Origin of the sequence: Streptomyces sp. NA04227 (assembly GCF_013364195.1) — a bacterium.
Classification (GTDB): Bacteria; Actinomycetota; Actinomycetes; order Streptomycetales; family Streptomycetaceae; genus Streptomyces.
In genome coordinates, this window is the sequence record NZ_CP054918.1 from 818,850 (window position 1) to 842,389 (window position 23,540).

Consider the following 23,540-nt stretch of genomic DNA (forward strand, 5'->3'; position numbering starts at 1 on the left):
GACCTGATCAGGGCCGGGACCTGTTCCGGTCCCCGCTCAACAGGTGTGCGGGGCAAGGAAGTCGGGAAGACCGCAGCAGTGAGTGCGGCGGCGATGGGGGCGGGCAGTGTCGGAAGGATTCGATTTCTCGCCGGGAGCACAGGTTCCGCTCTCCGGCGCGGCCGGGCAGACCGCGGCCACCCAGGCCCTCGCCTCGGCGGCCTACCGGGACGTCCCGGTGGAGGAGATCCTCAAGGCGGACAACGAGTGGCACCAGTCCAAGGTGACCGGCGGCAGCAGGTCCCTGTTCAAGCCGAACCTCGGTGAGGCGTTCGGCAGGGCGGTGCAGCTGCGCATGCTCGGCGGTGCCCGCAAGCCGCTCATCCAGTCCTTCGGCATAGACCCGCAGACCGTGGTGGAACACTGCCTGGCCGCCAACGGCATCCGTAAGCAGCGCGACGCCTGGCTCACCGCGGTCATGGCGCTGTGCGGCCTCGTCTTCCTGCCCGGGCTGATTCTGTGGCTGCTGGTGTTCCAGCTCCGGCGCCTGGTCGACCGCACGGAGAACAAGCGCGCCTCCTCGCTGGCCACCGGAGTGCTGGTGGTGGCGGGCTTCTTCGCCCTGCTCTTCCTGCTCAAGACGCCCTTCAGCGGCTTCTGGGCCTGGTACGCGCGGGCCGCCGTGCTCGCCCCGGTCGTCGGCTGGCACTGGGCCAAGCGGATCTGCGAGCGCACCGCACAGGACCTGTTCGCCCGCTGGGACAGCCTGCTGTCCGGCGGCGGGCTCGGCGCCAAGATCCCCGAGGCGGTGCCCACCAACCCGAACGAGACCGCCGCCGAGCGGCTGCGCCAGGGCCTGGCCAAGCTGACCGCCGAGCAGCACTCCAACTCCGTCTTCTACGCGGGCCCCAAGGGCATCCTCGGCATGGGCACCCGCTGGGGCAGCTGGCACCTGGCCGAGGACCTGGTGGCCAAGGACCCGGCCAAGGAGATCCACCCCTTCCGCAGCTGGGACGTCATCCGCTCGATCCACGACCAGCTCCGCATGCTGGAGCGCGGCCCGCTGCACACCGGCGGCTTCCCGAAGCCGTCGATCAAGCACTGGATCGTCACCCCGGTCGGCGAGAACGCGGGCAGCGTCGCGCGGCCGTCCGGGGACGACGTGGACGCCTTCGTGATCAAGCCGCACGAGATCCAGCGGATCTGCAACGAGCAGCAGTTCGGCAGCGGCGACCGGCACTACCTGGGCGTCCAGTTCACGCTCTGGGACGGCCAGTTGGTCATCACCATGCTGATCACGGTGACCGTGCTGCACGAGACGCTGCGCATCGAGGTCACCGGCCACGCGCTCGGCCCGGTGCACTCGCTGTTCACCACCAAGCCGTCGCCCAAGACCAAGACGGTCGCCAAGCCCGTGCGGTTCTGGGAGACGACGGAGAAGAAGCTGCCGCTGGTCGGGACCGACGAGGTGGTCCGGCTCGCCGTGCGCGCGCCCTTCACCTGGTATCCGCCGCTGCTCGACCACCTCGGCGGCAAGCTGGTCCTGCCGGAGCCCTTCGGCCTGCGGCACGCCTGGGCCGACCAGCCCTGGCGCCACCGCTTCATGGCCGACGACGCGCTGCGCGCCGCGGCCCCGGTACTGCGCGTGGTGCACGCGGCCGCGCTCAAGGTGCTCGACGAGAACGGCGTCGACACCACCCGCTTCGGCAACCGCTCCATGGTCCTGAGCGGCTCGGTCCAGGACGCCTCGCCCAAGAAGGCGGATCTCTACGACGCCTGACGGGGGCGCGACGGGGCCGCCCGAGCGGCCCCGCGAGATCAGCCGACCGGCCAGGCCCCTTCGATCAACTTGCGGGTGTCCGCGAGGAGTTGGGGCAGCACCTTGGTGTGTCCGACCACCGGCATGAAGTTGGTGTCGCCGCCCCAGCGGGGCACGATGTGCTGATGCAGATGGGCGGCGATCCCCGCGCCCGCGACCGAGCCCTGGTTCATGCCGATGTTGAAGCCGTGCGCGCCGGATGCCGTGCGCAGCGCCGTCATCGCCTGCTTGGTGAAGGCCGCGAGCTCGGCGGTCTCGGCCTCGTCCAGTTCCGTGTAGTCCGCGATGTGCCGGTACGGAACGATCATGGTGTGACCGCCGGTGTACGGGTACAGGTTGAGCACGGCGTAGACGTACGTACCGCGGGCGATGATCAGACCGTCCTCGTCGGATTTCGACGGGATCAGGCAGAAGGGACAGCCGTCCCCCGCACCCGGTCCGCTGGGCTTGTTCTCCCCCTGGATGTACGCCATCCGGTGGGGCGTCCACAGGCGCTGAAACGCGTCGGGCGCCCCGACCCCGAACTGCTGCTCCGGCTCAGTCGTCATGGAAGCCAGCATATGGGGCCCCCGCGCCCCACGTGATCGAGGGGCGGCCCGCCTCCGGACCGCCCCTCGAAGCCCCGCTCACGCGGGGGTCACCTCACACCTGGACGCGGCGTTCCACCACGTCGGCCAGCTTCGCGAGGGCCGCCTCGCGCTCGATGCCGTTCTCCTGCGAACCGTCGCGGTAGCGGAAGGAGACGGTGCCCGCGGCCATGTCGTCGTCACCGACGATGATCATAAACGGGACCTTCAGCTTCTGGTGGTTGCGGATCTTCTTCTGCATCCGGTCCGAGGAGGCGTCCACCTCGACCCGCAGGCCCTGCTTCTTGGCGTCGGCCGCGAACTTCTGCAGGTACTCGACATGTGCGTCGCCCACCGGGATGCCGACCGCCTGCACCGGCGCCAGCCAGGCCGGGAACGCGCCCGCGTAGTGCTCCAGGAGCACCGCGAAGAACCGCTCGATGGAGCCGAACAGGGCGCGGTGGATCATCACCGGGCGCTGCTTGGTCCCGTCGGGACCGGTGTACTCCAGGTTGAAGCGCTCGGGCAGGTTGAAGTCGAGCTGCACGGTCGACATCTGCCAGGTGCGGCCGATGGCGTCCTTGCACTGCACGGAGATCTTCGGCCCGTAGAAGGCGGCGCCGCCCGGGTCGGGCACCAGCGGCAGCCCCTGCTTCTCGGCCACCTGCTGCAGCGTCGCGGTCGCCTCCTCCCAGATCTCGTCCGAGCCGACGAACTTCTCCGGGTCCTTGGTGGACAGCTCCAGGTAGAAGTCGGTCAGGCCGTAGTCGCGCAGCAGGTCGAGCACGAAGGTGAGCGTCGAGTCGAGCTCGTCGGCCATCTGCTCCTTGGTGCAGTAGATGTGCGCGTCGTCCTGCGTGAAGCCGCGGGCCCGGGTCAGACCGTGCACCACACCCGACTTCTCGTACCGGTACACCGTCCCGAACTCGAAGAGACGCAGCGGCAGTTCACGGTACGAGCGGCCGCGCGCGTCGAAGATCAGGTTGTGCATCGGGCAGTTCATGGGCTTGAGGTAGTAGTCCACGCCCTCGTCGAGCTGCATGGGCGGGTACATGCCGTCGGCGTACCAGTCCAGGTGGCCCGAGGTCTCGAAGAGCTTCCCCTTGGTGGCGTGCGGGGTGTAGACGAACTCGTATCCGGCCTCTTCGTGGCGGCGGCGCGAGTAGTCCTCCATGACCCGGCGGACGATGCCGCCCCTGGGGTGGAACACGGCGAGGCCGGAGCCGATCTGCTCCGGGATGGAGAACAGGTCCAGCTCGTTGCCCAGCTTGCGGTGGTCGCGCTTCTCGGCCTCGGCGAGGAAGTCGAGGTGGGCCTTCAGCTCGTCCTTGGAGGGCCAGGCGGTGCCGTAGATGCGCTGGAGCATCGGGTTCTTCTCGCTGCCGCGCCAGTAGGCGGCGGCGTTGCGCATCAGCTTGAAGGCCGGGATGTTGCGGGTGGTCGGCAGGTGCGGGCCGCGGCACAGGTCCTTCCAGCACAGCTCGCCGGTCTTGGCGTCGAGGTTGTCGTAGATGGTCAGCTCGCCGCCGCCCACCTCGACGTTCGCGCCGTCCTCGGCGCCGGCCGAACCCTTGATGCCGATGAGCTCCAGCTTGTACGGCTCGTCCGCCAGCTCGGCGCGGGCGTCCTCGTCGCTGACCGCGCGCCGCGAGAAGCGCTGCCCGCGCTTCTGGATCTCCTGCATCTTCTTCTCGATGGCCTTGAGATCCTCGGGCGTGAACGGCTTCTCGACGTCGAAGTCGTAGTAGAAACCGTCCCTGACCGGCGGGCCGATACCGAGCTTGGCCTCCGGGAAGAGCTCCTGCACGGCCTGCGCCATGACGTGCGCGGTGGAGTGGCGCAGGATGTTCAGACCGTCCTCGGAGGAGATCTCGACGGGCTCGACCTGCTCACCGTCGGCGATCTCGTACGCGAGGTCCTTCAGCTCGCCCGCGACCCGGGCGGCGATCACGGTCCGCTCGCCCGCGAACAGGTCGGCGGCCGTAGTGCCCGTCGTCACCACGCGCTCTTCCCGCTCGGAATCGCGTTGGATGATCACACGGACGTCTGACACCGGTCTCTCCTGACTGAAGGTGGTCGCGCGGGCGAGGTTCGTGTCACGCGCGTAGGGAATCGTACCGAGCCCGGCACACCCTCCGCGAAGCAGTAAGCACGCACCCCTCACTCCGCGCTCCGGCGTCCCGCCCGCGCGGGGCGCTCAGTCCCCGCCGCAGGCGTCCTCGAAGAACTCCAGATTGTCCTGGAGCGATTTCATCAGCCGGTCCCGCTCCGCCTCGTCCACCTGCACGGGCTCTACCCGCGAGGCCCCGGTCAGCCGCCGGAACCCGCCCCGGCTCTCCAGCCGCCCGGTGACCCGGATCGGCAGCCCCACCAGATGCGCGTGCCCGGCCGTGCGGTACGCGTCCTCGTCCAGCGTCAGCCGTACGTGCGGCACCTCGGCGCCCGCGATGACGCGCAGCCGTACGGTTCCCTCGCCGCGCGGCCCGGCCCTGCGCAGCCGTACGACACTGCCGGTCAGGCGCACCGGCACCGACGGCTCCTGGCGCAGATAGCGGGCACCGGCCTCACGCAGCGCGGGCAGGTCGCCCGGCGAGAACTCCACCGGGTCGACCGGGCTGGTGCAGCCCTCGGGGACTCCGGCGGCGGGCGCCCACTGCACCGCGATCCGGGCGCCCTCGGTGCCGCGCACCAGGGCGACCAGTGATTCGGTGAGCTCGTGGCTGACGCCCGCCTCGACGGCCCCGTCGAAGGCGTCCATGCCACCGGTGGCGCGGCGGTAGTCGACGGCCTCGCGCACCGCGAACAGGGCCTGGTGCAGCCGTACCGAGAGCGACCGGCCGGTGTCGACGGGGACGAAGGCGGTGAGACCGCGGCCGCCCGGCGGGGCGGTGACCAGGACGCTCTGCAGCGCCGCGGCGGCCTCGCGGCGGTGCCGGGCGCCGTGGTACCCGGCACGGGCGCGGGCGGCCTGGGCCCCGGCCAGGAGCATCTGCCGTGCGGCGGCGCGCAGTTGCTCCTCCACGGCCCAGGCGGCGGACCCGGCGGGCCCGGCCGGTGCGTCGCGCCACCAGCGCACCTCGTCGCTGGGCACGCTCAGACCGACAAGCACCTCGCGGGCCGACGGCGTGATGCTGCGGGCCAGCGCCTGGACCGCCTCCTGGAGCAGGTCGGCGCTGTCCGGGAAGGCCCGGCTCTGCGGCACGAGCAGGCTGGTGCCGGCGCCCGCGGGCTCCGGCGGCGTCCAGCGCGCGTACCGTCCGGGCGCCCCGCCGCGCCGCTGCCAGCCGTGCCGCAGCAGCAACTCGCCGAGTACGGCGGGGTCGACCTGCTCCGGCTCGGGCGGCCGGTGCCACAGCCCGGCGGGGTCGTCGGGGTGCGGACGGCCCGCGGCGGGCTCCGGCGCCGGACGCCCGGCGAGGGGGCGGTGGGTCACGGTCTGCCTCCCGTCCCGACCCGGGTCATGATCTCGCACAGCGCCCGGTCGTCGAAGATGCGTGCGGTGGAGATGCGCACATTGGTCCTGCGCCGGCCGGTGACCGGGTGCCCGGCCAGGTTGGCCCAGTAGCAGCAGTGGCGCAGGTCGAGCCGGTCGTGACCGGCGCGTATCCAGTCGTCCTGGGAGCGCGGCACCAGCATCACGACCAGGATCTTGTGCACCGACACGGGTGTCCGCGCCAGCTTCGTGAGGTGCTCGTTGTCGAGGGTGAAGGAGAACGCGGGCCCAAGTGAACGGCCCCGGGCCGCAGACCCGTCGTTCGCGGATGGTGACGGGCGTCGGACGGGCTTGGGGGCGATCTGATACGTGCACTTGAGCTGCACCTTGATGGTGACCTCGTCGTCCACGGTGTGCCCGGGAGCGCTGTGGCTCACGTGCCAGTCGATGCCGTTGTCGGGAAAGGGCTGGGAGAGGGAACATCCGGCAGCCGCCGCGACGGCGTGCAGATATCCCACCTGAAGGGTCTCCATGCAGGCGGTGGTGGCCAGCGAGCCGCGAGGCGGTGCCAGGGGGTCGTTCCGGGCGAGCCGCTCGCTTGCGGGGGTCAGCCCACCTCTTTCGGGCTGCGCAAGCGCCATGTTCAACATGCCTTCCACAAATGGTGAATCCCCGAACCAGTGGCCGAATTGGCGCAACCGGTACCTGTGTTGTCTCCTTCCGGCGTACCGCGCAAACAGCCCGGGTATCACCTGTCAAGGCTGCTGAAAGCCCATCAACTGCGCAAAGTGAACAGGGAGTTGTGTCCGTATGACGTGCTGGTTCGAGGGACCGCTGGCCGCCTTCGACACGGAGACGACGGGCGTGGACGTGGAATGCGAGCGGATCGTGTCGGCGGCCGTCGTCGTGCAGGACGGGCCCGGCGGCCCGGTCCGGGCGCGGCGCTGGCTGGTCAACCCGGGTATCCCGGTGCCGCCCGCGGCGCGGGCGGTGCACGGGCTCGACGACGAGCTGCTCGCGCGGGAAGGACGCCCGCCCGCCATGGTGATGGAGGAAATAGCCCGCGCCCTGGGGGAGTTGGGCCCCGCGGGAATTCCGCTCGTAGTGATGAACGCGCCTTTCGATCTGACGCTGCTGGACCGGGAGTTGCGCCGCCACCGCGCGTCGTCCCTCGGCCGCCGCTTGGAGAACTGTCCGCCCGCCGTGCTCGACCCCCGCGTCCTGGACAAACACCTGGACCGCTACCGCAAGGGCCGCCGCACCCTCACCGACCTCTGCCTGCACTACGGCGTCAGCCTCACCGACGCCCACGAGGCGGCCGCCGACGCCCTCGCCGCCCTTGATGTCGTACGCGCCATCGGCCGCCGTCACACCGGACGGCTCGGCCACCTCTCCCCCGCCCAACTGCACGCCCTGCAGGCCCTGTGGCACGCCGCGCAGGCCCGCGGTCTCCAGGAGTGGTTCTCACGCCAGGGTTCCCAGGAGGCGGTGGACCCGGCCTGGCCGCTGCGTACCGAGTTCCGGGAGGCGGCCTGAGCCGGGACGGAACCCGGCCCACGGCAAGCAAAAAGCCGGTTCGTCGTACGACGAACCGGCCATTTCCGGGTGGGCGATACTGGGTTCGAACCAGTGACCTCTTCGGTGTGAACGAAGCGCTCTCCCACTGAGCTAATCGCCCGGGAACGCACTGAACCATACAGGTGCCGACGCCCCGGCCACAAACCGAATTCACCGCCCGGGGGTTGGGCGGATGTGCCGTCAGGCGGTAGGGGTTCCTCGGGCATCAGGGGCTACGGAGGTCTGCGGCATCCGGATCCACGGGGCCTTCGATGTCCGGGGCCACAGGGTGTGCGGTGTCCGGGGCCACGAGGTCTTCGGCGTCCGGGCTTCGGCCGTCGACCTGCGGGCTCGCGCGGCGCTCAGTCCCGCGAGCCGTCCGCGTCCAGACGCGCCAGATGCACGAGGAGCCCACGGCGACCAGAGCGCATCATCAGCGCGTGGTTGACCAGGAAGAACGGACGCCCCGGCAACGCGAACGCCCGCATCAGGGCGTGGCGTACCTCGACCTCCTGCTCGTACACGGCGCGCGTCCCCCGGCCACCGGGCCCGCCGCGCACCGTCCAGCGCGCCCAGCCCTCCAGATCGCCCGCCATCCCGATCTCCAGGATCCCGGCGTCCGGATCGCGCCGCGTCTCCCAGGCGGTGATCACCAGATCCACCGGAAGCACCGATCGGAAGCGCGCCCGCCCGCTGTGCTCGTCGAGCGGAATCACTTCGCGCACCTGCTTCCACCAGCGGGGATAGTCCTCCCCGCGTTCGAGGACCTCGTACACGGCGCCGGGGGGCACGGGCAGGGTCCACACACTGCGGAAGCGGTAGTGGGTGAAGGCCATGCGGAGAGTCTGCCCATCCGGGGCGCTCCGAGCCCCGCGAGACGCGGGCAAATCGGGCAGGTGTCGGCGGTCGCGGCTCGTGGACGGCGTGACCGGGCGTCGGCGGGCACGGGTCGTCCGGCGACCTCGGCGGGCATCGGCGAGCACGGGTCGTCGGCGCCCCAAAAGCCCCGCTTGAGCCCGGGCATGAGTACGAGATGAGTATCCGCACCCATGCCCCGGGCAGGCCGACCACCCCAGAATCACGCCATGACCGAAACCCCGACACCGGAGCAGGAGCTACGCCTCCTGGACCAGGAGCTGCGTCAACTCGACGCGCGCCGGGGCCAGTTGCTGGCCCGCAGAGCCTGGCTGCTCTCCCTGCTCGCCGGACCGCAGGGCCTGGCACGCCAGTTCGGCGCCCCCGGACCGGGCCCGGCCGCAGCCCTGCCGCCCTACCCGGCACAACATGGGCCGCGGCCGCCCGGCAGCGGCTGGAGCGCGGCACCCGGTGCCGGGCGCCCCCTGTTCGGTCCGCCGCAGAACCCTGCCGCCAACTGGCCTTCCACGCCCGGTGGTTGGGCGCCCCGACACCCCGTACACCCGGCGGCCCGACGCTCCGGCGCCGGGCCGGAGGCGTCCGGGCCCAGGATCCAGAACCTGCTGCTGTTGTTCGGCGGACTGCTGCTCACCGTCGCGGCCCTGGCCTTCACCCTCGTCAGTTGGGGGCACATGGGGCTCGGCCCGCGCGCCGCGGTACTCGGCCTGGTCACGCTCGCGGCGCTGGGCACGCCCGCACTGCTCCTCCGCCGCCGTCTCCGCTCGACGGCCGAAGCACTGGCCGCGCTCGGCCTCGCCCTCACCCTGCTCGACACCTACGCGCTGCACCGCACCGTCTTCCCGGACGTGGCGGGAACCCCCTACGCGGCCGTCTCCCTCACCCTGCTGAGCGGCATCTGGGCCGCCTACGGCCGCACCCTCGGCGCCCTGCGCCACCCCCTCCCCGCCGCGGTGGTCCTCGCCCAGCTCCCCCTCCCCCTGTGGGCGCTCCACGCGTCCGCGGGCCCGTGGGCCTGGGCCTGGCTGCTCCTGCTCACGGCCGCGGCCGACCTGGCGCTGACCCTGTTCGCAGGGATCCGCTCCGTACGCCTGGCCGCGGGCATCTCCGCGACCGCCGCCTTCCTGGGCACGGTCTCGCTGGCCGCACAACTCTCCGCGGACGCCACCGGACCGGGCCAGGCCATCGGCGCCGCCGTCCTCCTCGGCGCGGCAGCCGCCCTCGCCCTGGCCGCGGCCAGGCACTCCGCCCCACTGGGCCTGCCGATCCCCCTCTCCGCCATCGCGGCCCTCCTCACCACGGCAGCGGCGGGCGGCATCCTGCGCACCCTGCTCCCCCAGGACTGGGCCATGCCCGGCTACTTGCTCTGCGCCCTGCTCATCGCCGCCGGAGCCGGACTCACGTACACCGCCGCGCCCGGGACCACCGAACCCACCCCGGCATCCACTGCCCCACCGGGCCCAACTCCGCCCGCCCCGGCACCCGCTGGCCCATCGGCCCCGACTCCGCCCGCCCCTGCACCCACTGGCCCACCGGTCCCGACTGCGCCCGCCCCGGCACCCGCTGCTCCAACTCCGCCGGCCTCAGCTCCGGTCCACGCCTCGCTCGCGGTTCTGCGGCAGGGCTTCCTCGCCGGAACCGCGGCCGTGATGGCACTGGCCGCCGTATGGGCGCTGCCCGCCGGGCTGTACGGGCTCGCGTCGCCGCTGCGCCTGGCCGGTGAGGTCTGGCAGGGCGAGGGGGCGGCAGCGCCGGACCGGGGGCCCGAGGAGCCGGGTGCCCTGCCCGCCCTCGTGGTGCTCGCACTGCTCGGCCTCTTCGCGCTCCTTGTGGACCGCCTGGCGGAAGGGGCTCCGCGCCCGCTCCGCGCAGCGGCCGGACCCGCCGCGCTCGGCTGCCTCTGGCTGGCCCTGTACTGCCTCCCCGAGGGAGCCCAACTCCCTTACGCCGTCGTCCTCTTGAGCCAACTCGCCCTTACCGTGGGACTGCTGCTCGCCTCGGCCCGTGTGCGCCCGTTCCCGCTGGCCGCGACCTCGCTCGCCTGCGCCGTGCTCTCGTCCCTGAGTGCCGCCTTCCTCTCGCTGGCGGACAAGCCGTGGACCCTCGCGACACTCGCCGCGCTGACGGCGCTCTACGCGTCCGCCTCGACCCCGGCCCTGTACGCGGCCCTCTCGATACCGGCCCCGGACACGGCCACCTCGGCGTCGGACCCGCAGGCGGCCGACTCCTCACCGGGCTCACACGCCACCGGCTCGACCTCGGGCCTGTACGCGACCGCCTCGACTCCCGCCCACCGGCCCGCCCTTCTGCGCCCGCTCGCCGTGTCCTGCGCACTCGCCTCGGCCACGGCATTCCTGGTCGCCTCCGGGTACGCCGCGAACTGGCGCCCCGAGCACACCGCGCTGCTCGTTCTGCTCGTCCCCGCCGTCGCCGTACTGCTCTCGTCGCTGCTCGCGGGCGAGGCGGCAGCGGCGGGCGCATCGGCCACCGCACCGGGCAAGGCGGCGGCCCCGCTGCCGGGCCGGTCGGCGGCCCGGCTTGCCGCCGAAGTCGCCGGTGTCTGCGCCGCGTCGGTGTCCCTGGGCCTCGCCGCGACCGAGCCCGCGATGCTCTCGCCGGTGCTGGGCCTGTGCGGCGTGCTCGCCACCGCCGCCGCACTGCGCGAGGACCGCAGGAAGGCCGGATACCTGGCGACGGTCCTGTTCGTCCTCGCCCTGTGGGTACGCCTGGCCACTTGGGACGTCACGACGCCGGAGGCGTACACCCTGCCCGTCACCGTGCCCGCCCTCGCCGTCGGTCTGCTGCACCGGCGGCGCCGCCCGGAGGCCTCCTCGTGGACGGCGTACGGCCCCGGACTCGCGGCGACGCTGCTGCCGAGCCTGGCCGCGGCCTGGGCGGACGCGGGATGGGTCCGGCCCCTGCTGCTCGGCCTGGCGGCACTCGCGCTCACCCTGGCCGGGGCCCGTGCGCGGCTGCTCGCCCCACTCGTCCTGGGCGGAGTCGTCCTAGTCCTCGACGCGCTGCACGAACTCGCGCCGTACCTCGTCCAGTTCACGGACGCGCTGCCGCGCTGGGTGCCGCCCGCGCTGACCGGGCTGCTGCTGCTCGCCGTGGGGGCCACCTACGAGCGCAGGCTGCGGGACGCACGACGGCTGCGCGGCGCACTGGCCAGAATGCGCTGACGGGGCTCCGCGCCGTGTGCCGCACGAATTGGCCACGGCACGGCGGAGTTCGGGCCGACCGAAAGAATTTCGCACCGATGGCCGGAAATTGTCTGGAGGTACGCGGCACCGGCCGAGGAGAAATCCTGTCCGCCCCGGAGCGAATCGGAATACGAAGATTCGCATTTCTCCTCGGCGCCACCGGCGACCGCGCCGAAAACTGAGCAACCGTCAGCGGTGAGGCACAAAGGCCCCCGAGGAACGCGCGCCCGCGAAGGCGGCGGAAGGGGAATCCGTTCCGCGTCCGCACATGCTTGTGGCCCGGAGGCACTTGGCCTCCGGGCCACAAGGAAGGGTGGGCGATACTGGGTTCGAACCAGTGACCTCTTCGGTGTGAACGAAGCGCTCTCCCACTGAGCTAATCGCCCGGGCGCACGGAGAACATTACCGCATGTCAGCGGTGCTCCCGACCACCCCTGTCGGCTCCGCGGAGCCGGGCCGCCGCGCGCGGCCGCTCACTCCTTTATGTTCCAGGGCATCTCCATGCCGAAGCGCCACAGGTACACCCCGGCCAGCGCACCGATGAGCACCAGCGTGATCGCCGTCAGGATCATGTTCCGCCGCCGGACCTTGGGGTCCAGGGCCCGCTTGGTCGCCTCGGTGACCTTGCGCTTGGTCCAGCGCAGCACCAGCTGAGCCCATACGAACTCGGTCGCCCAGATCGCCATGCCGCCGAAGATGATCACCCAGCCGGGACCCGGCAGCGGGAGCAGGATGATCCCCACGACGACCACCGCGAGTCCCACCACGAACACGCCGACCTGCCAGCTCAGATGCAGCAGCCGACGCGACTTGATGAACTCCGGCGCACGCGAACCGAGTGGTTTACCCCCCGGCTCCTCGTCGACCAACACCACACCTTCCGCCGTTCCGTCACTCCCCGTATTCATGACACTAAACCTACCCGACAGAAACATGTCACCGGAATGGTCCCAGGGTCTGAAGAATCGCTCCGCCATACGAGGTACCTAAAGCCACTCAAAACGCTCAGAGGGGTTTACAACGGCACCGTAGGTGGCATGTCGATTTCGCCGACGTGCGAATCCCCGAGCGCACACTGAGCGAAAGGCCATGGCGCTTATGAACACCACGGTCAGCTGCGAGCTGCACCTGCGCCTCGTTGTGTCGAGCGAGTCCTCACTGCCTGTTCCCGCAGGACTGCGGTATGACACGGCCGATCCGTATGCCGTGCACGCCACCTTCCACACCGGAGCCGAGGAGACCGTCGAGTGGGTATTCGCCCGCGATCTCCTCGCCGAGGGCCTGCACCGGCCCACCGGCACCGGCGACGTCCGTGTCTGGCCGTCCCGTAGCCACGGTCAGGGCGTCGTCTGCATCGCCCTGAGCTCTCCGGAGGGCGAGGCTCTGCTCGAGGCCCCGGCGCGGGCCCTGGAGTCGTTCCTGAAGCGAACCGACGCCGCGGTGCCCCCCGGCACCGAACACCGGCACTTCGATCTCGATACGGAGCTCTCGCACATCCTGGCCGAGAGCTGAGGCCGGGAGTCCCGGGAGCAACCCGCCGCCGTCCACTCGGGGAGACGGCGCGGACCACGACAGCCAGCGACAGGCCGGCGCCGTCGCCGCGGTTCTCCGCGGTGCGGCGCCGGTTCGCGTTCTTGGCCAGGCCGGACGGCGCGCGCACGAGCGGCTAGCATCTGCGGGCATCCGACCGACCCAGGCCAGGGAGCGACCCGTGCTGATCACCCATGACACCCGTTGTGCTTTGCTCACGGTGGTCGACCTGGTGAACACCGCGCCGGAGGACGACCAGCCCGACGGCCTCGGCACGGTCGACGACCTGCGCACTTTCGTACGTGAGCACGATGTGAGCGGGGTGGGGAGCCTGACGGCGGCGGACCTCGACTCGGTCCGCGAGGTGCGCGCCAAGTTCGCCGAGGTCTTCGCGGCCGAGGAGGCCCGGAGCGCCGCCAAGATCGTCAACGAGCTGGTCGCGGCGGCCGGAACCACCCCACAGCTCACCGACCACGACGGCTACGACTGGCATGTGCACTACTTCGCGCCGGGTGCCTCCGTGGCCGACCACCTCGCCGCGGACTGCGGCATGGCCCTGGCCTTCTTCGTGGTGGCCGGGGAGCAGGACCGGCTGCGCCGCTGCGACGCCCCGGACTGCCGCCACGCCTTCGTGGACCTCTCCCGCAACCGTTCCCGCCGCTACTGCGACAGCCGCACCTGCGGCAACCGCCTGCACGTCGCCGCCTACCGCGCACGGAGGCGGGAAGCCGCCGGGTGAGACCCGGCGACGACGGCTCCCACCGGGGTCGGCCCGTCACACAAGGTGACGCCCGGCAGTCCCGCGCTCAGAGCAGGAACAGGTCGTGCAGCGAGGCCGAGAGCAGCAGGACACCGATCACCGACAGGAAGATCATCAGAGGCGGCTGCGAGAGGGCGTAGAGACAGCCTCGGGGTTCCTCGTCGGGTGCGGGCCGGGACCGGTCCGGCCTTTCGTCACGTTCTGTGTCCGGTCTGCGGGGCGCCGGAGGGCTGGGAGCCGCCCTGTTTCCGGCCGGGTGCCCCTCGGCGGGAGCGGGCGGCACGGGAAGCGCCGGGCGGTCCGCCGGTCCGGGTGTCGCGGTGGCCGGGACTCGGGCCACCTGCTCGGGGAATGCCACCTCGCCGCGCAGGGGCGGAGGGAGCTCTTCGGCCTGCGGAAGCGTCTTGGCCTGCGGGAAGGCATCGGTGTGCGAAGTGTCGAGCATCTCGCGATGATCATTGCGCAGCTCCGACCGTGCTCTGATCGAACACGCCCGTAAACAAACGGAGTTCGCCGGATCTTGTGACACGGTTGGGACAGCCCGGGGCCGTTCCTGATCGCGGAGAGGCGCCCGTGGTCGTGCCGGTACGGCCTCGTCGACGACCGCTCCCCGGACCGTACGTACTGACTTTCCGTAGCGGTCGAGGCCGGGAGGAGACGGGCACGGTCCGCCCGCCCGGGACCGGACCAGCGCCCGGTGTGCTCGGCGTGGGAGCTGCCGCGTCGGATCCCGTTTCGGGCCGTCGGATCCCGTGGGTTCGCGTCAGATCCCGTGCTTCTTCAGGATCTCCTCGATGTCGCTGAAGTCCTCGGAGCCGCCCTTGGGGGAAGCCGAGCCGCCGCGTCCGGACGCCTTGCCGGACCGGCCCAGCGAGCGCGGGGCCTGCGGTGCCACCGCGTCGGGGCCGGGTCCGGCGGCCTCGGCCGCGCGGCGTTCGCCGCGGCGCTCCAGGGCCTTGGTCGCGGTGAACAGCAGCCAGGCGCCGCCGAGCACGCCGAAGCCCGCCCAGGCGGTTGGGCTGAACGCGGTGTCCACGGCCCATTCGACGGCTCCGGTCATCACCAGACCGAGCGGGACGAGGGAGTACGCGACGAGGCGGGCCGCCGCGAGGAAACGCTTGCGGTAGGCGGTGACCCCTGCGATGCCCAGGCCCGCCACGGCCACGGCGGAACACACGGTCTCGGCAAGCATGCTGGCCTCCCGGGCGGGCAGGGCCGTGCCGGTCACGGCTCTCCTCCCATCCTGCACCCGTTGTCCCACCGGGGGCCACGGGCCCCTACGACTTCAGGGTCATCTCGGGGTGCCGCATCCTCCGCAGGTCCGAGTTGGGCGCGGGGCCGCGGGGCTGGGAGACTGGCGGCATGAGTGACTCCCCCGCCACCGGCTCCGCCCAGCTTTCGGTACTCGACGTCTGGTGCGAGTTGCAGTGCCCGGACTGCCGGACCGCCCTCGACGACGTACGGGCCCTGCGCGAACGCTACGGCGACCGGCTGGAGATCAGGCTGCGCCACTTCCCGCTGGAGAAGCACAAGCACGCCTTCGCCGCCGCGCAGGCCGCCGAGGAGGCGGCGATGCAGGGCAGGACCTGGCCGTACGTGGAGGCCGTCCTCGAGCGGGTGGCCGAGCTGGACGGCAAGGGAGAGCCGCTGCTCGTCGAGGTGGCGCGCGAACTCGGCCTGGACGCCGAGGAGTTCGACACCGCCCTGATCGACGGGCGGCACATCCTGATGGTCGACGCCGACCACGCCGAGGGCAAGGCGATCGGTGTCACCGGCACACCGACGTATGTGATCGGCGGCGAGCGGCTCGACGGCGGCAAGAGCCAGGAAGGCCTGCGCGAGCGCATCGAGGAGATCGCGGACCGGCTGTTCGCCGAGCACGGCTGAAGCCGCACCCGATTCCGTACGGATGCGCCTCGCACCGAGTCCCGCTAGAGCAGTCGCTTCTCCAGGGTGACCGAGTCCCCCTCCGCGCCGGCCTCCCCGCATGTCCCCTGGGCGGCCTCCCGGGCCACCGGTGTGTATCCGAGCGCGGCCATCAGGCGCAGGGCGGGTACGGACGTTTCGGGGACACTCGCCGTCAGGGTGCCGCAGCCCCAGGCGCGGGCGGCCTCTTCGGCGGCGAGGGCGGCCACCGCTCCGCGGCCGCGGTGGCGGTCGGCCTCGTCGATCCACAGCTCCCGCAGGCGTGCGACGCCCGGTCCCCGTACCGGATCGGTGGCGAGGTGGACGCGGCCGACCGGGCGGCCGTTGACACACACCTGATAGCGGCGGGACAGCGAGCCGTCCGCGGCCCGCTGGAGCGGCTCGGTGGGGCGCAGTGTGGTCGTCATGCCGCGTGTCCTACCCCGCGGCGGGCCCGGCGCACCGTACGCGGACGCCCGGGCGCCGGTGTTCGGGCACGCTCAGGGGTCGAGGTCCGCCGCGGCGCGTTCGGCGAAGACGCGCATCGCCTTGGTGGTCACCGGGCCCGGGGCGCCCGGCAGTTGGCGCCCGTCGACGCGGGCCACGGCCTGGACGTCGCGCAGGGTGGAGGTCAGGAAGATCTCCTCGGCCCGTTCCAGTACGTCGAGGGGGAGCGCCCTCTCGCGGGCGCCGGTCCACTGGACGGTGAGCGCCCTGGTGATTCCGGCGAGGCAGCCGGAGTCGAGCGGCGGGGTGAGGAGTTCGCCGTCCAGGACGACGAAGACGTTCGAGCCGGTGCCCTCGCACAGCTGCCCGGCGGTGTTCGCGAACAGCGCCTCGGAGGCGCCCTGTTCGCGTGCGCGGGCCAGGGCGATCACGTTCTCGGCGTACGAGGTGGTCTTCAGACCGGCCGTGGCGCCGTGTTCGTTGCGGGTCCAGGGGACGGTGATCACGGCCGTGGTGTCGGGCCTGCGGGTGACTTCGGCGTGCGCGACCACGAGGGTCGGCGGCTCGTCACCGCGCTGCGAACCGAACGGTGAGACACCGCCGGTGTAGGTGATGCGGAGGAAGCCGAGCGGCGCCGGGTCGGCGGCGGTTACGGCGGCCACCGCGCGCCGTACCTCGTCCGGGTCGGGTGCGGGCAGGCCGAGCCCGGCGGCGGAGCGGGCGAGGCGGTCCAGGTGCCGGGTGAGGGCGAAGGGGCGGCCCGCGAGGGTCTTGACGCTCTCGAACACGCCGTCGCCCACGGTGAGTCCGTGGTCGCGCACGGAGATGCGCGCGGACTCCTGGTCCCGCAGTGCGCCGTCCAGCCAGATCTTCACGCCGCTGATCCTCCACTCGGCTCGCTTGCCCCCGACGCTACCGCGAGCAGCCGGGCGGCCTTGAGTTCGGTCTCGCGCCATTCTCGTTCCGGATCGGATCCCCAGGTGATCCCGGCGCCGGTGCCGAACCGCAGTTCACCGGCGTCGCGGTCGGCCCAGAACGTCCGGATGCCGACGGCCAGCTCCGCGCGGCGGCGGTCCGCGTCCACCCAGCCGACGGCCCCGCAGTACGGCCCGCGCGGGCCCGGCTCCAGCTCGCCGATGATGCGCAGCGCGCTGGACTTCGGGGCCCCGCTGACCGAGCCCGGCGGCGAAAGCGCCGCGAGCAACTGCGGCCAGCCCACGCCCGCGGGCAACAAACCGCGGACGGTGGAGACGAGGTGGACCAGGCCCGGATGCCGTTCCACGGCGCAGAGTTCGGGGACGGTCACCGAGCCGGTGGCGCAGACACGGCCGAGGTCGTTGCGGACCAGGTCGACGATCATCACGTTCTCGGCGCGGTCCTTGGGCAGCAGATCCGCCTCGGTGCGCCCGGTGCCCTTGATCGGTCCGGACTCGACGACGGGGCCGGTGCGGCGCAGGAAGAGTTCCGGAGAGGCACTGGCCACCTCGACGCCGTGGCCGGGCAGCCGTAGCACTCCGGCGTACGGGGCCGGGTTGCCGCGGGCGAGGAGCGCGGCGAGTGCGTCGATGTCGGCGTCGGCGGCGAGCGGGGCGGACAGCACCCGGCAGAGGTTGACCTGGTACACCTCGCCCGCCGCCACGTAGGCACGGATCCGCCGCACCCCCGCCGTGTACGCCTCGTGTCCGAGCGTGGACCGCCAGTCGCCGGTCGCGGGGCCGGTCCACGAACCGGACAGTGCGGGCGGGGTGGTGACCCGGCTCACCTCGGCGAAGCGGGCGCAGACCAGCCCTTGCTCGAAGTCCTGGCACACGGCCCAGAAGCCCGACGAGTCCAGGGCCGCGGGGTCGTCGGTGACATCGAGGAGTCCGTACGCGAGACGGGTCCCGAATCGGGCGATCGGGGGCAATTGGTGCACAGTGGCGAGTCTAGGCCGGGTGACCTCCGGGTGCCCTGGAGCGGTCACAGCGCAGCACGCTGCGTAAACGCGTTTTTGTACTGGCCGGGGAATCCGCTAGAGTTCACTTCGTCGCCGGGCCGCGGGAGCGGAACGAAACGACAGGCGGACGTGGCTCAGTTGGTAGAGCATCACCTTGCCAAGGTGAGGGTCGCGAGTTCGAATCTCGTCGTCCGCTCGAAGTGGGGGATCCCAACGGAACCCCTGCGACGCCTGGTGGAGTGGCCGAGAGGCGAGGCAACGGCCTGCAAAGCCGTCTACACGGGTTCAAATCCCGTCTCCACCTCCAAGGACGATTAGCTCAGCGGGAGAGCGCTTCCCTGACACGGAAGAGGTCACTGGTTCAATCCCAGTATCGTCCACTCGAACCACTGGCAGCAGAGGTTCAGCCCGCGCGATTAGCTCAGCGGGAGAGCGCTTCCCTGACACGGAAGAGGTCACTGGTTCAATCCCAGTATCGCGCACGTGAAACGGCCGCAAGGCCGTGATCCCGAGGACGATTAGCTCAGCGGGAGAGCGCTTCCCTGACACGGAAGAGGTCACTGGTTCAATCCCAGTATCGTCCACGCTGACGAGGCGATCCGGCCCGCGAACACCGCGGCCCCCGGGTCGCCTTCGTCGTTCCCGCCCCTCCCCCGCGCCCGGCCCCACGTACCGCAAAGCCCCGGACCGCTCGATGCGGTCCGGGGCTTCTGCCGTTCCCCGTACGGGACTTGGGGCCCCGTAGGGGGAACGGCCCCTTCCTCGGAAGGAGATGCTCAGGAGGAGAAGAGCATGTGCCCGAAGCTCTTGTGCCGACGGGAGCCGTGGTGGTGTCCGTGGCCGCCGTGCTGCGGCGCGCCCCAGGCGGGGGCGGGCGCGGAGGGGTAGGCCTGCGGGGCGGGCGGCGGCGGGGGCGCGGGCTGCGACCACTGCGACTCCAGGCGCGTCAGGGCCTCCAACTCGCCGTAGTCCAGGAAGATTCCGCGGCAACCGTTGCACTGCTCGATCTGGACGCCATTGCGGTTGTACGTGTGCATGGGCGCGTGGCACTTGGGACACTGCATGCTCGGCTCAACTCCTCGCCGATCGGACGGCTCTGCCGGGGGGACCGCCCGGCGTCGGTTCCCCGACCCTACTCGGCGCCGCCGTCGCCCCCGCCCTCGGCCGTACCGGCCCCGGGCCCCGCGTCCAGTCCCACGATCCGCGCACAGGCGTCGACGACGCACCGCTCCGCCTCGTCCAACTCCCGCCCCGCCCGGGTGGACTTGACGAGCGCCAGCGCGGCCGACTGCACCGTCACCGCGCGCGCCGGGACGTCGAGCACCGGCCACGGGTCGCCCTGCGGCGGGACGGCGGTGCCCCCGGCGAGGCGGTAGGCGGCCAGGAAGCGTGTCCACTCCGAGGCGTCCAGGAGTCCGCAGGCGTACCAGGCGGCGGGCCGGGCGAGGTCCCAGGCGGGATCGCCGAGGCCCAGATCGTCCACGTCTATCAGCCGCCAGCCGCCGCCCACGGGACGTACGAGCTGCCCGAGATGCACGTCGCCGTGGCACAACTCCCCGCGCTCCATTGGCCGTTCGCCCCGCGCCCAGCCGGGCAGGGCGTCCCAGGCGGCGCGTACGGAAGCGGCCACCGGGTGCCGGGGCGCGAGGGCCGCCAGGCGGGCCACCGCGCGCGCCGCCCTGGCCGGGCCGCCCATCGGGGGCAACTGCCCGCAGCCCAGCGCCGCCGGATCGGTGCGGTGCAGCGCCGCGAGCAGCCCGGCCATGTCCTCCCAGGGCGCGGCGTCACGGTCCTCGGGGTCGACCGGATCGCCGTGCGGCCACAGGGTGACCGGTCTGTCATGCAGCAATACCGGGCCCGGGCGCAGCGGGGGCAGCAGGATGTCGCGGAGTGCGGGGTGCGCGGCCACGGCGGTACGGCGGGCGAGGGCGGCCGGGTCGGTGCCGGGGGCGTGGGCCTTCGCCACGGTGTTCCCGTGCCGGACCACGGTGACGTCGGGCCGGTCGGCGAGCACGCTGTCGGCGGTGGCACACGCGCAGCCGTCGGGGCCGCCGGTACGGTGCACGGCCGCGCGCAGCGTCGCGGTCAGCTCGGACAGGACGGCTTCGGACGCGACGGCTGCGGACATGGCTCCCCCGGGTGGTGCGGTGTACCCGGGGAGCGTACGTGGCACGGGGGCGGATGCCGAAAGGGATGCCGGAAGCCAGGTGTTCCGGTGGAGGGTTCGGTCGCGAGAGCTTCCGCGACCGGGGCGCCTCGGCCCCTGTTCGCGGGCAAAGCAATGCCGGCGCAGCTCCCCAGCTGCGCCGGCATTTGTGCCGTCCGCCGCACCCCCGTCCCCACGGGGTTTCCAGGCCGGATGTCCCCGCCCGGGCCGCTCTCCCGGGCCTGGCGCGCCGCTCAGCGCTCCAGCATCACGCCCACGGACGACGCTTGTGTGACCACTGCGTCCCAGCCGCCGAAAGCGACCGCGAGCAGGGCCGCCAGGGGCAGGACCATGGCCGCCGCCACCACGGGGTGGCGGGTACCGGAGGGGCGCACTCCCAGCCCCGTCACGGTGCGACGCACGGTCGAGCCGACGAGGGTCACGGCGACGGGCGCGAGGTGGGTGTGCACCCTGCGCCGCGACGTACGCGGTGTGTGCCGCGCTGCGATGTCCGCCATGGTCCCTCTCCTGACCGGTTCGTTGTCGATGCCGTCCCCCGGCACCGTCCTCACTGCAGCGGCGGGCACGGGACCTCGGGGGACGAGTACTGCACCCGCCGCTTGACCTCAAATCTAGGTCGGCGGCGGGTCGGCGACGTCATGCCCTCGTACCGATTGCCGGGCCTCCCGGAGGATGACCGCCCCGAGGGCGACTACTGCGCTGGGTGGAGTCCGACTACTGCGCTGGGGTGGAGAGGGCCGGGGACCCTTCGGGGTCATCCCGGAGGGGACACCACGCCACCCGGCCGAGGCCCGGGTGACATCGCTCACCGCGGACGATCACACGCGGTCCCCGTCCGGTCACAGCGCCCCCGGGAGCCGCCGCGAGGGCGGCCCGCCGCCACTGCCGCCCGACCCGCCGGGCAGCGACGGGATACGCCCCCTAGGGGTCAACTGACCTGCTGCCAAAGGATGTTGACGGAGTGCACAGCGGGGTGACGCTCACCCCGGCGGCTCTGAGGCTGCCTCAATTCGCTTGTGCCGTACCGAAGACAGATCGGCGACGAAGGCGCGGCCTCTGCGCGCACGGCTTGCGGTGAACGTAAGCTGTGGCCCGTCAGAAGGCTCGGCAGCGGGGATGAACATGGCGATGATGCGGCTCCGGCGCGAGGACCCGCGAGTCGTCGGCTCGTTCAGGCTTCACCGCCGGCTCGGTGCGGGCGGGATGGGTGTCGTCTATCTCGGCTCCGACCGCAGGGGCCAGCGGGTCGCCCTGAAGGTGATCCGGCCGGACCTCGCCGAGGACAAGGAGTTCCGCTCCCGCTTCGCCCGCGAGGTCTCCGCGGCGCGGCGCATCCGCGGCGGCTGCACGGCCCGCCTGGTGGCCGCCGACCTGGAGGCCGAGCGCCCCTGGTTCGCCACGCAGTACGTCCCCGGGCCCTCGCTGCACGACAAGGTCGCCGAGGCCGGGCCGCTGTCCGCGGCCGAGGTGGCGGCGGTCGGCGCGGCGCTCTCCGAGGGTCTGGTCGCCGTGCACGAGGCGGGTGTGGTGCACCGCGACCTCAAGCCCTCCAACATCCTGCTGTCGCCGAAGGGCCCCCGGATCATCGACTTCGGTATCGCCTGGGCGACGGGGGCCAGCACCCTCACCCATGTCGGGACCGCGGTGGGCTCCCCCGGCTTCCTCGCGCCGGAGCAGGTGCGCGGCGCGGCGGTCACGCCCGCCACCGACGTCTTCTCGCTCGGCGCCACCCTGGCCTACGCGGCGACCGCCGACTCGCCCTTCGGGCACGGCAGTTCCGAGGTCATGCTCTACCGCGTGGTGCACGAGGAGCCCCAGCTCACCGGAGTGCCCGACGCACTGGCGCCGCTGCTGCGGACCTGCCTGGCCAAGGACCCCCAGGAGCGGCCGAGCACCCTCCAGCTCTCGCTGCGGCTCAAGGAGATCGCGGCCCGTGAGGCACAGGGGCTGCCGCAGCCGCCCGCCCAGCGCAGGGCGGAACAGGAAGCGGACCGGCGCACCGGCCAGTACGCCGATCAGCCGACCCAGCGCAGGGGCGCGCCGGACCGGGGCACGTCCGGATCGCGCTCCGGCGTGCAGCGTCCCGCGTCCCGGCAGGCCGCTCCCCATGGCACGGCGCCTCGCGGGGCGTCGGGGCGTGGCACACCGCGCCAGGGCGCGCGGCCCGGCCCCCGGTCCAACGCCGGGCGCCCCGGGCAGCGGCAGGGCACCGGACGCCGTCCCGCCAATCCGCGGCTGCTGCGCCAGCGGCTCTTCGTCTTCGTCGTGGTCACCCTGCTGGTGGCACTGGGAATCGCCGCGGCCCAGGGCTGCCAGGGCCCGTCCACGGGGCTCGGCGACGGCGACCGCCCGGCGCCGGTGAGCCGGGCCACCGAACGGCTCGTGGCCCCACCGGTCGTGGCCCCACCGGCCGCGGGACCGGCGGCACCCACCGGGCGAACGGCCGCCGCGCCGCCCGCGGTTCAGGGCTGAGGACGCCCGGCCGTCACCGCGTAGAAGGCCACCGCCGCCGCGGCTCCGACGTTGAGCGAGTCGACGCCGTGTGCCATGGGGATACGGACCCGGGCGTCGGCCGCGGCCAGTGCGCGCCGGGACAGGCCATCACCCTCGGCTCCGAGCAGCAGGGCCACCCGTTCCCTGCGGTGCGGGGCCGCCTCGTCCAGGCTGACCGCGGTCTCCTCGGGGGTCAGCGCGAGCAGTTCGAACCCGGCCTCGCGGACCGCTTCGAGTCCCCTCGGCCAGGGCTCGACCCGGGCGTACGGGACGGCGAAGACGGCGCCCATCGACACCTTGACCGAGCGACGGTACAGCGGGTCGGCGCAGTCCGGCGAGAGCAGTACCGCGTCCATGCCGAGGGCTGCGGCGCTGCGGAAGATGGCGCCGACATTGGTGTGGTCGTTCACCGATTCGAGTACCGCGATCCGGCGTGCGGAGCCGACAAGGTCCGCCGCCGAGGGCAGCGGTGCGCGGCCGAACGAGGCGAGGGCGCCCCGGTGCACGTGGTAGCCGGTGACCTGTTCGGCGAGCTCGGGGCTGATCACGTAGACCGGGGCTTCGCAGGCCTCGATCACCGCGCGCATGGTGTCGACCCACTTGGCGCTCAGCAGCATCGAGCGCATCCGGTACCCGGCGTCCAGGGCACGCCGGATGACCTTCTCGCCCTCGGCGATGAACAGGCCCTCGGCGGGCTCGCGCCTGCGCCGCAGTTCGACGTCGGTCAGGCCGGTGTAGTCGTGCAGCCGGGGGTCGCCGGGATCGTCGATCGTGAGGAGTTCGGACACGGGGTGCTGCTGCCTTGTCGTCGGGCCGGGGCTTGGGCGGGGTGAGCGGTGCCGGTGGGGTGGGTGTGCGGGCCGGGGGCCTGC

At 72.4% G+C, this 23,540-nt stretch carries 21 protein-coding genes, 7 tRNA genes and 1 pseudogene; 12 read left to right on the forward strand and 17 right to left on the reverse strand.

What is annotated here, in order from left to right:
• Positions 1–106 precede the first annotated feature (106 nt).
• Complete coding sequence (locus HUT18_RS03175) at positions 107–1,759, forward strand: hypothetical protein (RefSeq protein ID WP_176097621.1); 1,653 nt, start codon at positions 107–109, stop codon at positions 1,757–1,759.
• Positions 1,760–1,797: 38 nt separating this feature from the next.
• Here HUT18_RS03175 and HUT18_RS03180 read toward each other — a convergent pair whose 3' ends face one another.
• The 4 genes from HUT18_RS03180 to HUT18_RS03195 form a co-directional block, all read right to left on the reverse strand.
• Positions 1,798–2,358, reverse strand: coding sequence for an HIT domain-containing protein (locus HUT18_RS03180; protein WP_176097623.1), 561 nt, complete (start codon positions 2,356–2,358; stop codon positions 1,798–1,800).
• A gap of 82 nt (positions 2,359–2,440) precedes the next feature.
• Positions 2,441–4,417 (reverse strand): threonine--tRNA ligase, encoded by a 1,977-nt coding sequence (gene thrS, locus HUT18_RS03185; RefSeq protein ID WP_176097624.1) that lies wholly within the window; start codon positions 4,415–4,417, stop codon positions 2,441–2,443.
• Between the two features lie 144 nt (positions 4,418–4,561).
• Positions 4,562–5,797, reverse strand: coding sequence for a hypothetical protein (locus tag HUT18_RS03190; RefSeq protein ID WP_176097626.1), 1,236 nt, complete (start codon positions 5,795–5,797; stop codon positions 4,562–4,564).
• Positions 5,794–6,438 carry a DUF4365 domain-containing protein gene (locus HUT18_RS03195; protein ID WP_176097628.1) on the reverse strand — a complete coding sequence of 215 codons (645 nt, stop codon included), beginning with the start codon at positions 6,436–6,438 and terminating at the stop codon, positions 5,794–5,796. The genes HUT18_RS03190 and HUT18_RS03195 overlap by 4 nt, the downstream gene beginning before the upstream one ends.
• A 169-nt stretch (positions 6,439–6,607) precedes the next feature.
• On the opposite strand from HUT18_RS03195, the gene HUT18_RS03200 reads away from it, so the two are divergent.
• Entirely contained in the window at positions 6,608–7,333 is a 726-nt protein-coding gene (locus HUT18_RS03200) for a 3'-5' exonuclease (protein ID WP_176097629.1), read from the forward strand.
• Positions 7,334–7,403: 70 nt separating this feature from the next.
• Here HUT18_RS03200 and HUT18_RS03205 read toward each other — a convergent pair.
• Positions 7,404–7,475, reverse strand: a tRNA-Val gene (locus HUT18_RS03205).
• 241 nt (positions 7,476–7,716) lie between these two features.
• Positions 7,717–8,190: an SRPBCC family protein gene (locus tag HUT18_RS03210; RefSeq protein ID WP_176097631.1), complete on the reverse strand. Its 474-nt coding sequence runs from the start codon at positions 8,188–8,190 to the stop codon at positions 7,717–7,719.
• Between the two features lie 249 nt (positions 8,191–8,439).
• Between HUT18_RS03210 and HUT18_RS03215 the strand changes: the two genes are divergently transcribed.
• Positions 8,440–11,409, forward strand: coding sequence for an SCO7613 C-terminal domain-containing membrane protein (locus HUT18_RS03215; protein WP_176097633.1), 2,970 nt, complete (start codon positions 8,440–8,442; stop codon positions 11,407–11,409).
• Positions 11,410–11,744: 335 nt separating this feature from the next.
• Here HUT18_RS03215 and HUT18_RS03220 read toward each other — a convergent pair.
• A tRNA-Val gene (locus HUT18_RS03220) sits at positions 11,745–11,816 on the reverse strand.
• A gap of 87 nt (positions 11,817–11,903) precedes the next feature.
• Positions 11,904–12,338, reverse strand: a complete 435-nt coding sequence (locus HUT18_RS03225; protein ID WP_176097634.1) for a TIGR02611 family protein — start codon at positions 12,336–12,338, stop codon at positions 11,904–11,906.
• A 190-nt stretch (positions 12,339–12,528) separates the two neighbouring features.
• On the opposite strand from HUT18_RS03225, the gene HUT18_RS03230 reads away from it, so the two are divergent.
• Entirely contained in the window at positions 12,529–12,942 is a 414-nt protein-coding gene (locus HUT18_RS03230; protein WP_003959770.1) for an SsgA family sporulation/cell division regulator, read from the forward strand.
• A gap of 199 nt (positions 12,943–13,141) precedes the next feature.
• Positions 13,142–13,699, forward strand: coding sequence for a CGNR zinc finger domain-containing protein (locus HUT18_RS03235; RefSeq protein WP_176097636.1), 558 nt, complete (start codon positions 13,142–13,144; stop codon positions 13,697–13,699).
• 67 nt (positions 13,700–13,766) lie between these two features.
• Here HUT18_RS03235 and HUT18_RS03240 read toward each other — a convergent pair whose 3' ends face one another.
• Together HUT18_RS03240 and HUT18_RS03245 are read right to left on the reverse strand one after the other, a co-directional pair.
• Positions 13,767–14,165: a hypothetical protein gene (locus HUT18_RS03240; protein WP_176096565.1), complete on the reverse strand. Its 399-nt coding sequence runs from the start codon at positions 14,163–14,165 to the stop codon at positions 13,767–13,769.
• Between the two features lie 318 nt (positions 14,166–14,483).
• Positions 14,484–14,912 carry a hypothetical protein gene (locus tag HUT18_RS03245; protein WP_176104259.1) on the reverse strand — a complete coding sequence of 143 codons (429 nt, stop codon included), beginning with the start codon at positions 14,910–14,912 and terminating at the stop codon, positions 14,484–14,486.
• A 170-nt stretch (positions 14,913–15,082) separates the two neighbouring features.
• Between HUT18_RS03245 and HUT18_RS03250 the strand changes: the two genes are divergently transcribed.
• Positions 15,083–15,607 carry a DsbA family protein gene (locus HUT18_RS03250; RefSeq protein WP_176097638.1) on the forward strand — a complete coding sequence of 175 codons (525 nt, stop codon included), beginning with the start codon at positions 15,083–15,085 and terminating at the stop codon, positions 15,605–15,607.
• Between the two features lie 134 nt (positions 15,608–15,741).
• On the opposite strand, the pseudogene HUT18_RS03255 reads toward HUT18_RS03250, so the two are convergent.
• The 3 genes and pseudogenes from HUT18_RS03255 to HUT18_RS03265 form a co-directional block, all read right to left on the reverse strand.
• Positions 15,742–16,053: pseudogene (locus tag HUT18_RS03255) on the reverse strand (GNAT family N-acetyltransferase); the annotation flags it as partial.
• Between the two features lie 72 nt (positions 16,054–16,125).
• Positions 16,126–16,947: an aminotransferase class IV gene (locus tag HUT18_RS03260; protein ID WP_176097642.1), complete on the reverse strand. Its 822-nt coding sequence runs from the start codon at positions 16,945–16,947 to the stop codon at positions 16,126–16,128.
• The gene (locus HUT18_RS03265) at positions 16,944–17,987 is read right to left on the reverse strand and encodes a chorismate-binding protein (RefSeq protein WP_176097644.1); all 1,044 of its coding nucleotides are present in this window, start codon (positions 17,985–17,987) and stop codon (positions 16,944–16,946) included. The genes HUT18_RS03260 and HUT18_RS03265 overlap by 4 nt, the downstream gene beginning before the upstream one ends.
• A gap of 144 nt (positions 17,988–18,131) precedes the next feature.
• Here HUT18_RS03265 and HUT18_RS03270 point away from each other — a divergent pair.
• The 5 genes from HUT18_RS03270 (at position 18,132) to HUT18_RS03290 (ending at position 18,592) form a co-directional block, all read left to right on the forward strand.
• A tRNA-Gly gene (locus tag HUT18_RS03270) sits at positions 18,132–18,204 on the forward strand.
• 37 nt (positions 18,205–18,241) lie between these two features.
• Positions 18,242–18,315 (forward strand) — tRNA-Cys (locus HUT18_RS03275).
• A gap of 1 nt (position 18,316) precedes the next feature.
• Positions 18,317–18,388 (forward strand) — tRNA-Val (locus HUT18_RS03280).
• A 30-nt stretch (positions 18,389–18,418) separates the two neighbouring features.
• Positions 18,419–18,490, forward strand: a tRNA-Val gene (locus HUT18_RS03285).
• 30 nt (positions 18,491–18,520) lie between these two features.
• A tRNA-Val gene (locus HUT18_RS03290) sits at positions 18,521–18,592 on the forward strand.
• Between the two features lie 192 nt (positions 18,593–18,784).
• Here HUT18_RS03290 and HUT18_RS03295 read toward each other — a convergent pair.
• From HUT18_RS03295 to HUT18_RS03305, 3 genes are all read right to left on the reverse strand, one after another.
• Positions 18,785–19,072, reverse strand: a complete 288-nt coding sequence (locus HUT18_RS03295; protein ID WP_176097646.1) for a zf-TFIIB domain-containing protein — start codon at positions 19,070–19,072, stop codon at positions 18,785–18,787.
• A 68-nt stretch (positions 19,073–19,140) separates the two neighbouring features.
• The gene (locus tag HUT18_RS03300) at positions 19,141–20,136 is read right to left on the reverse strand and encodes a phosphotransferase family protein (protein ID WP_254878408.1); all 996 of its coding nucleotides are present in this window, start codon (positions 20,134–20,136) and stop codon (positions 19,141–19,143) included.
• Between the two features lie 272 nt (positions 20,137–20,408).
• Positions 20,409–20,597 (reverse strand): hypothetical protein, encoded by a 189-nt coding sequence (locus tag HUT18_RS03305; protein WP_176104261.1) that lies wholly within the window; start codon positions 20,595–20,597, stop codon positions 20,409–20,411.
• Between the two features lie 694 nt (positions 20,598–21,291).
• Between HUT18_RS03305 and HUT18_RS03310 the strand changes: the two genes are divergently transcribed.
• Entirely contained in the window at positions 21,292–22,647 is a 1,356-nt protein-coding gene (locus tag HUT18_RS03310; protein ID WP_176097648.1) for a serine/threonine-protein kinase, read from the forward strand.
• On the opposite strand, the gene HUT18_RS03315 is transcribed toward HUT18_RS03310, so the two are convergent.
• On the reverse strand, positions 22,638–23,456 hold the full coding sequence (locus HUT18_RS03315) for an RNA methyltransferase (RefSeq protein WP_176097650.1): 819 nt from the start codon (positions 23,454–23,456) through the stop codon (positions 22,638–22,640). The genes HUT18_RS03310 and HUT18_RS03315 overlap by 10 nt on opposite strands.
• Positions 23,457–23,540 lie beyond the last annotated feature (84 nt).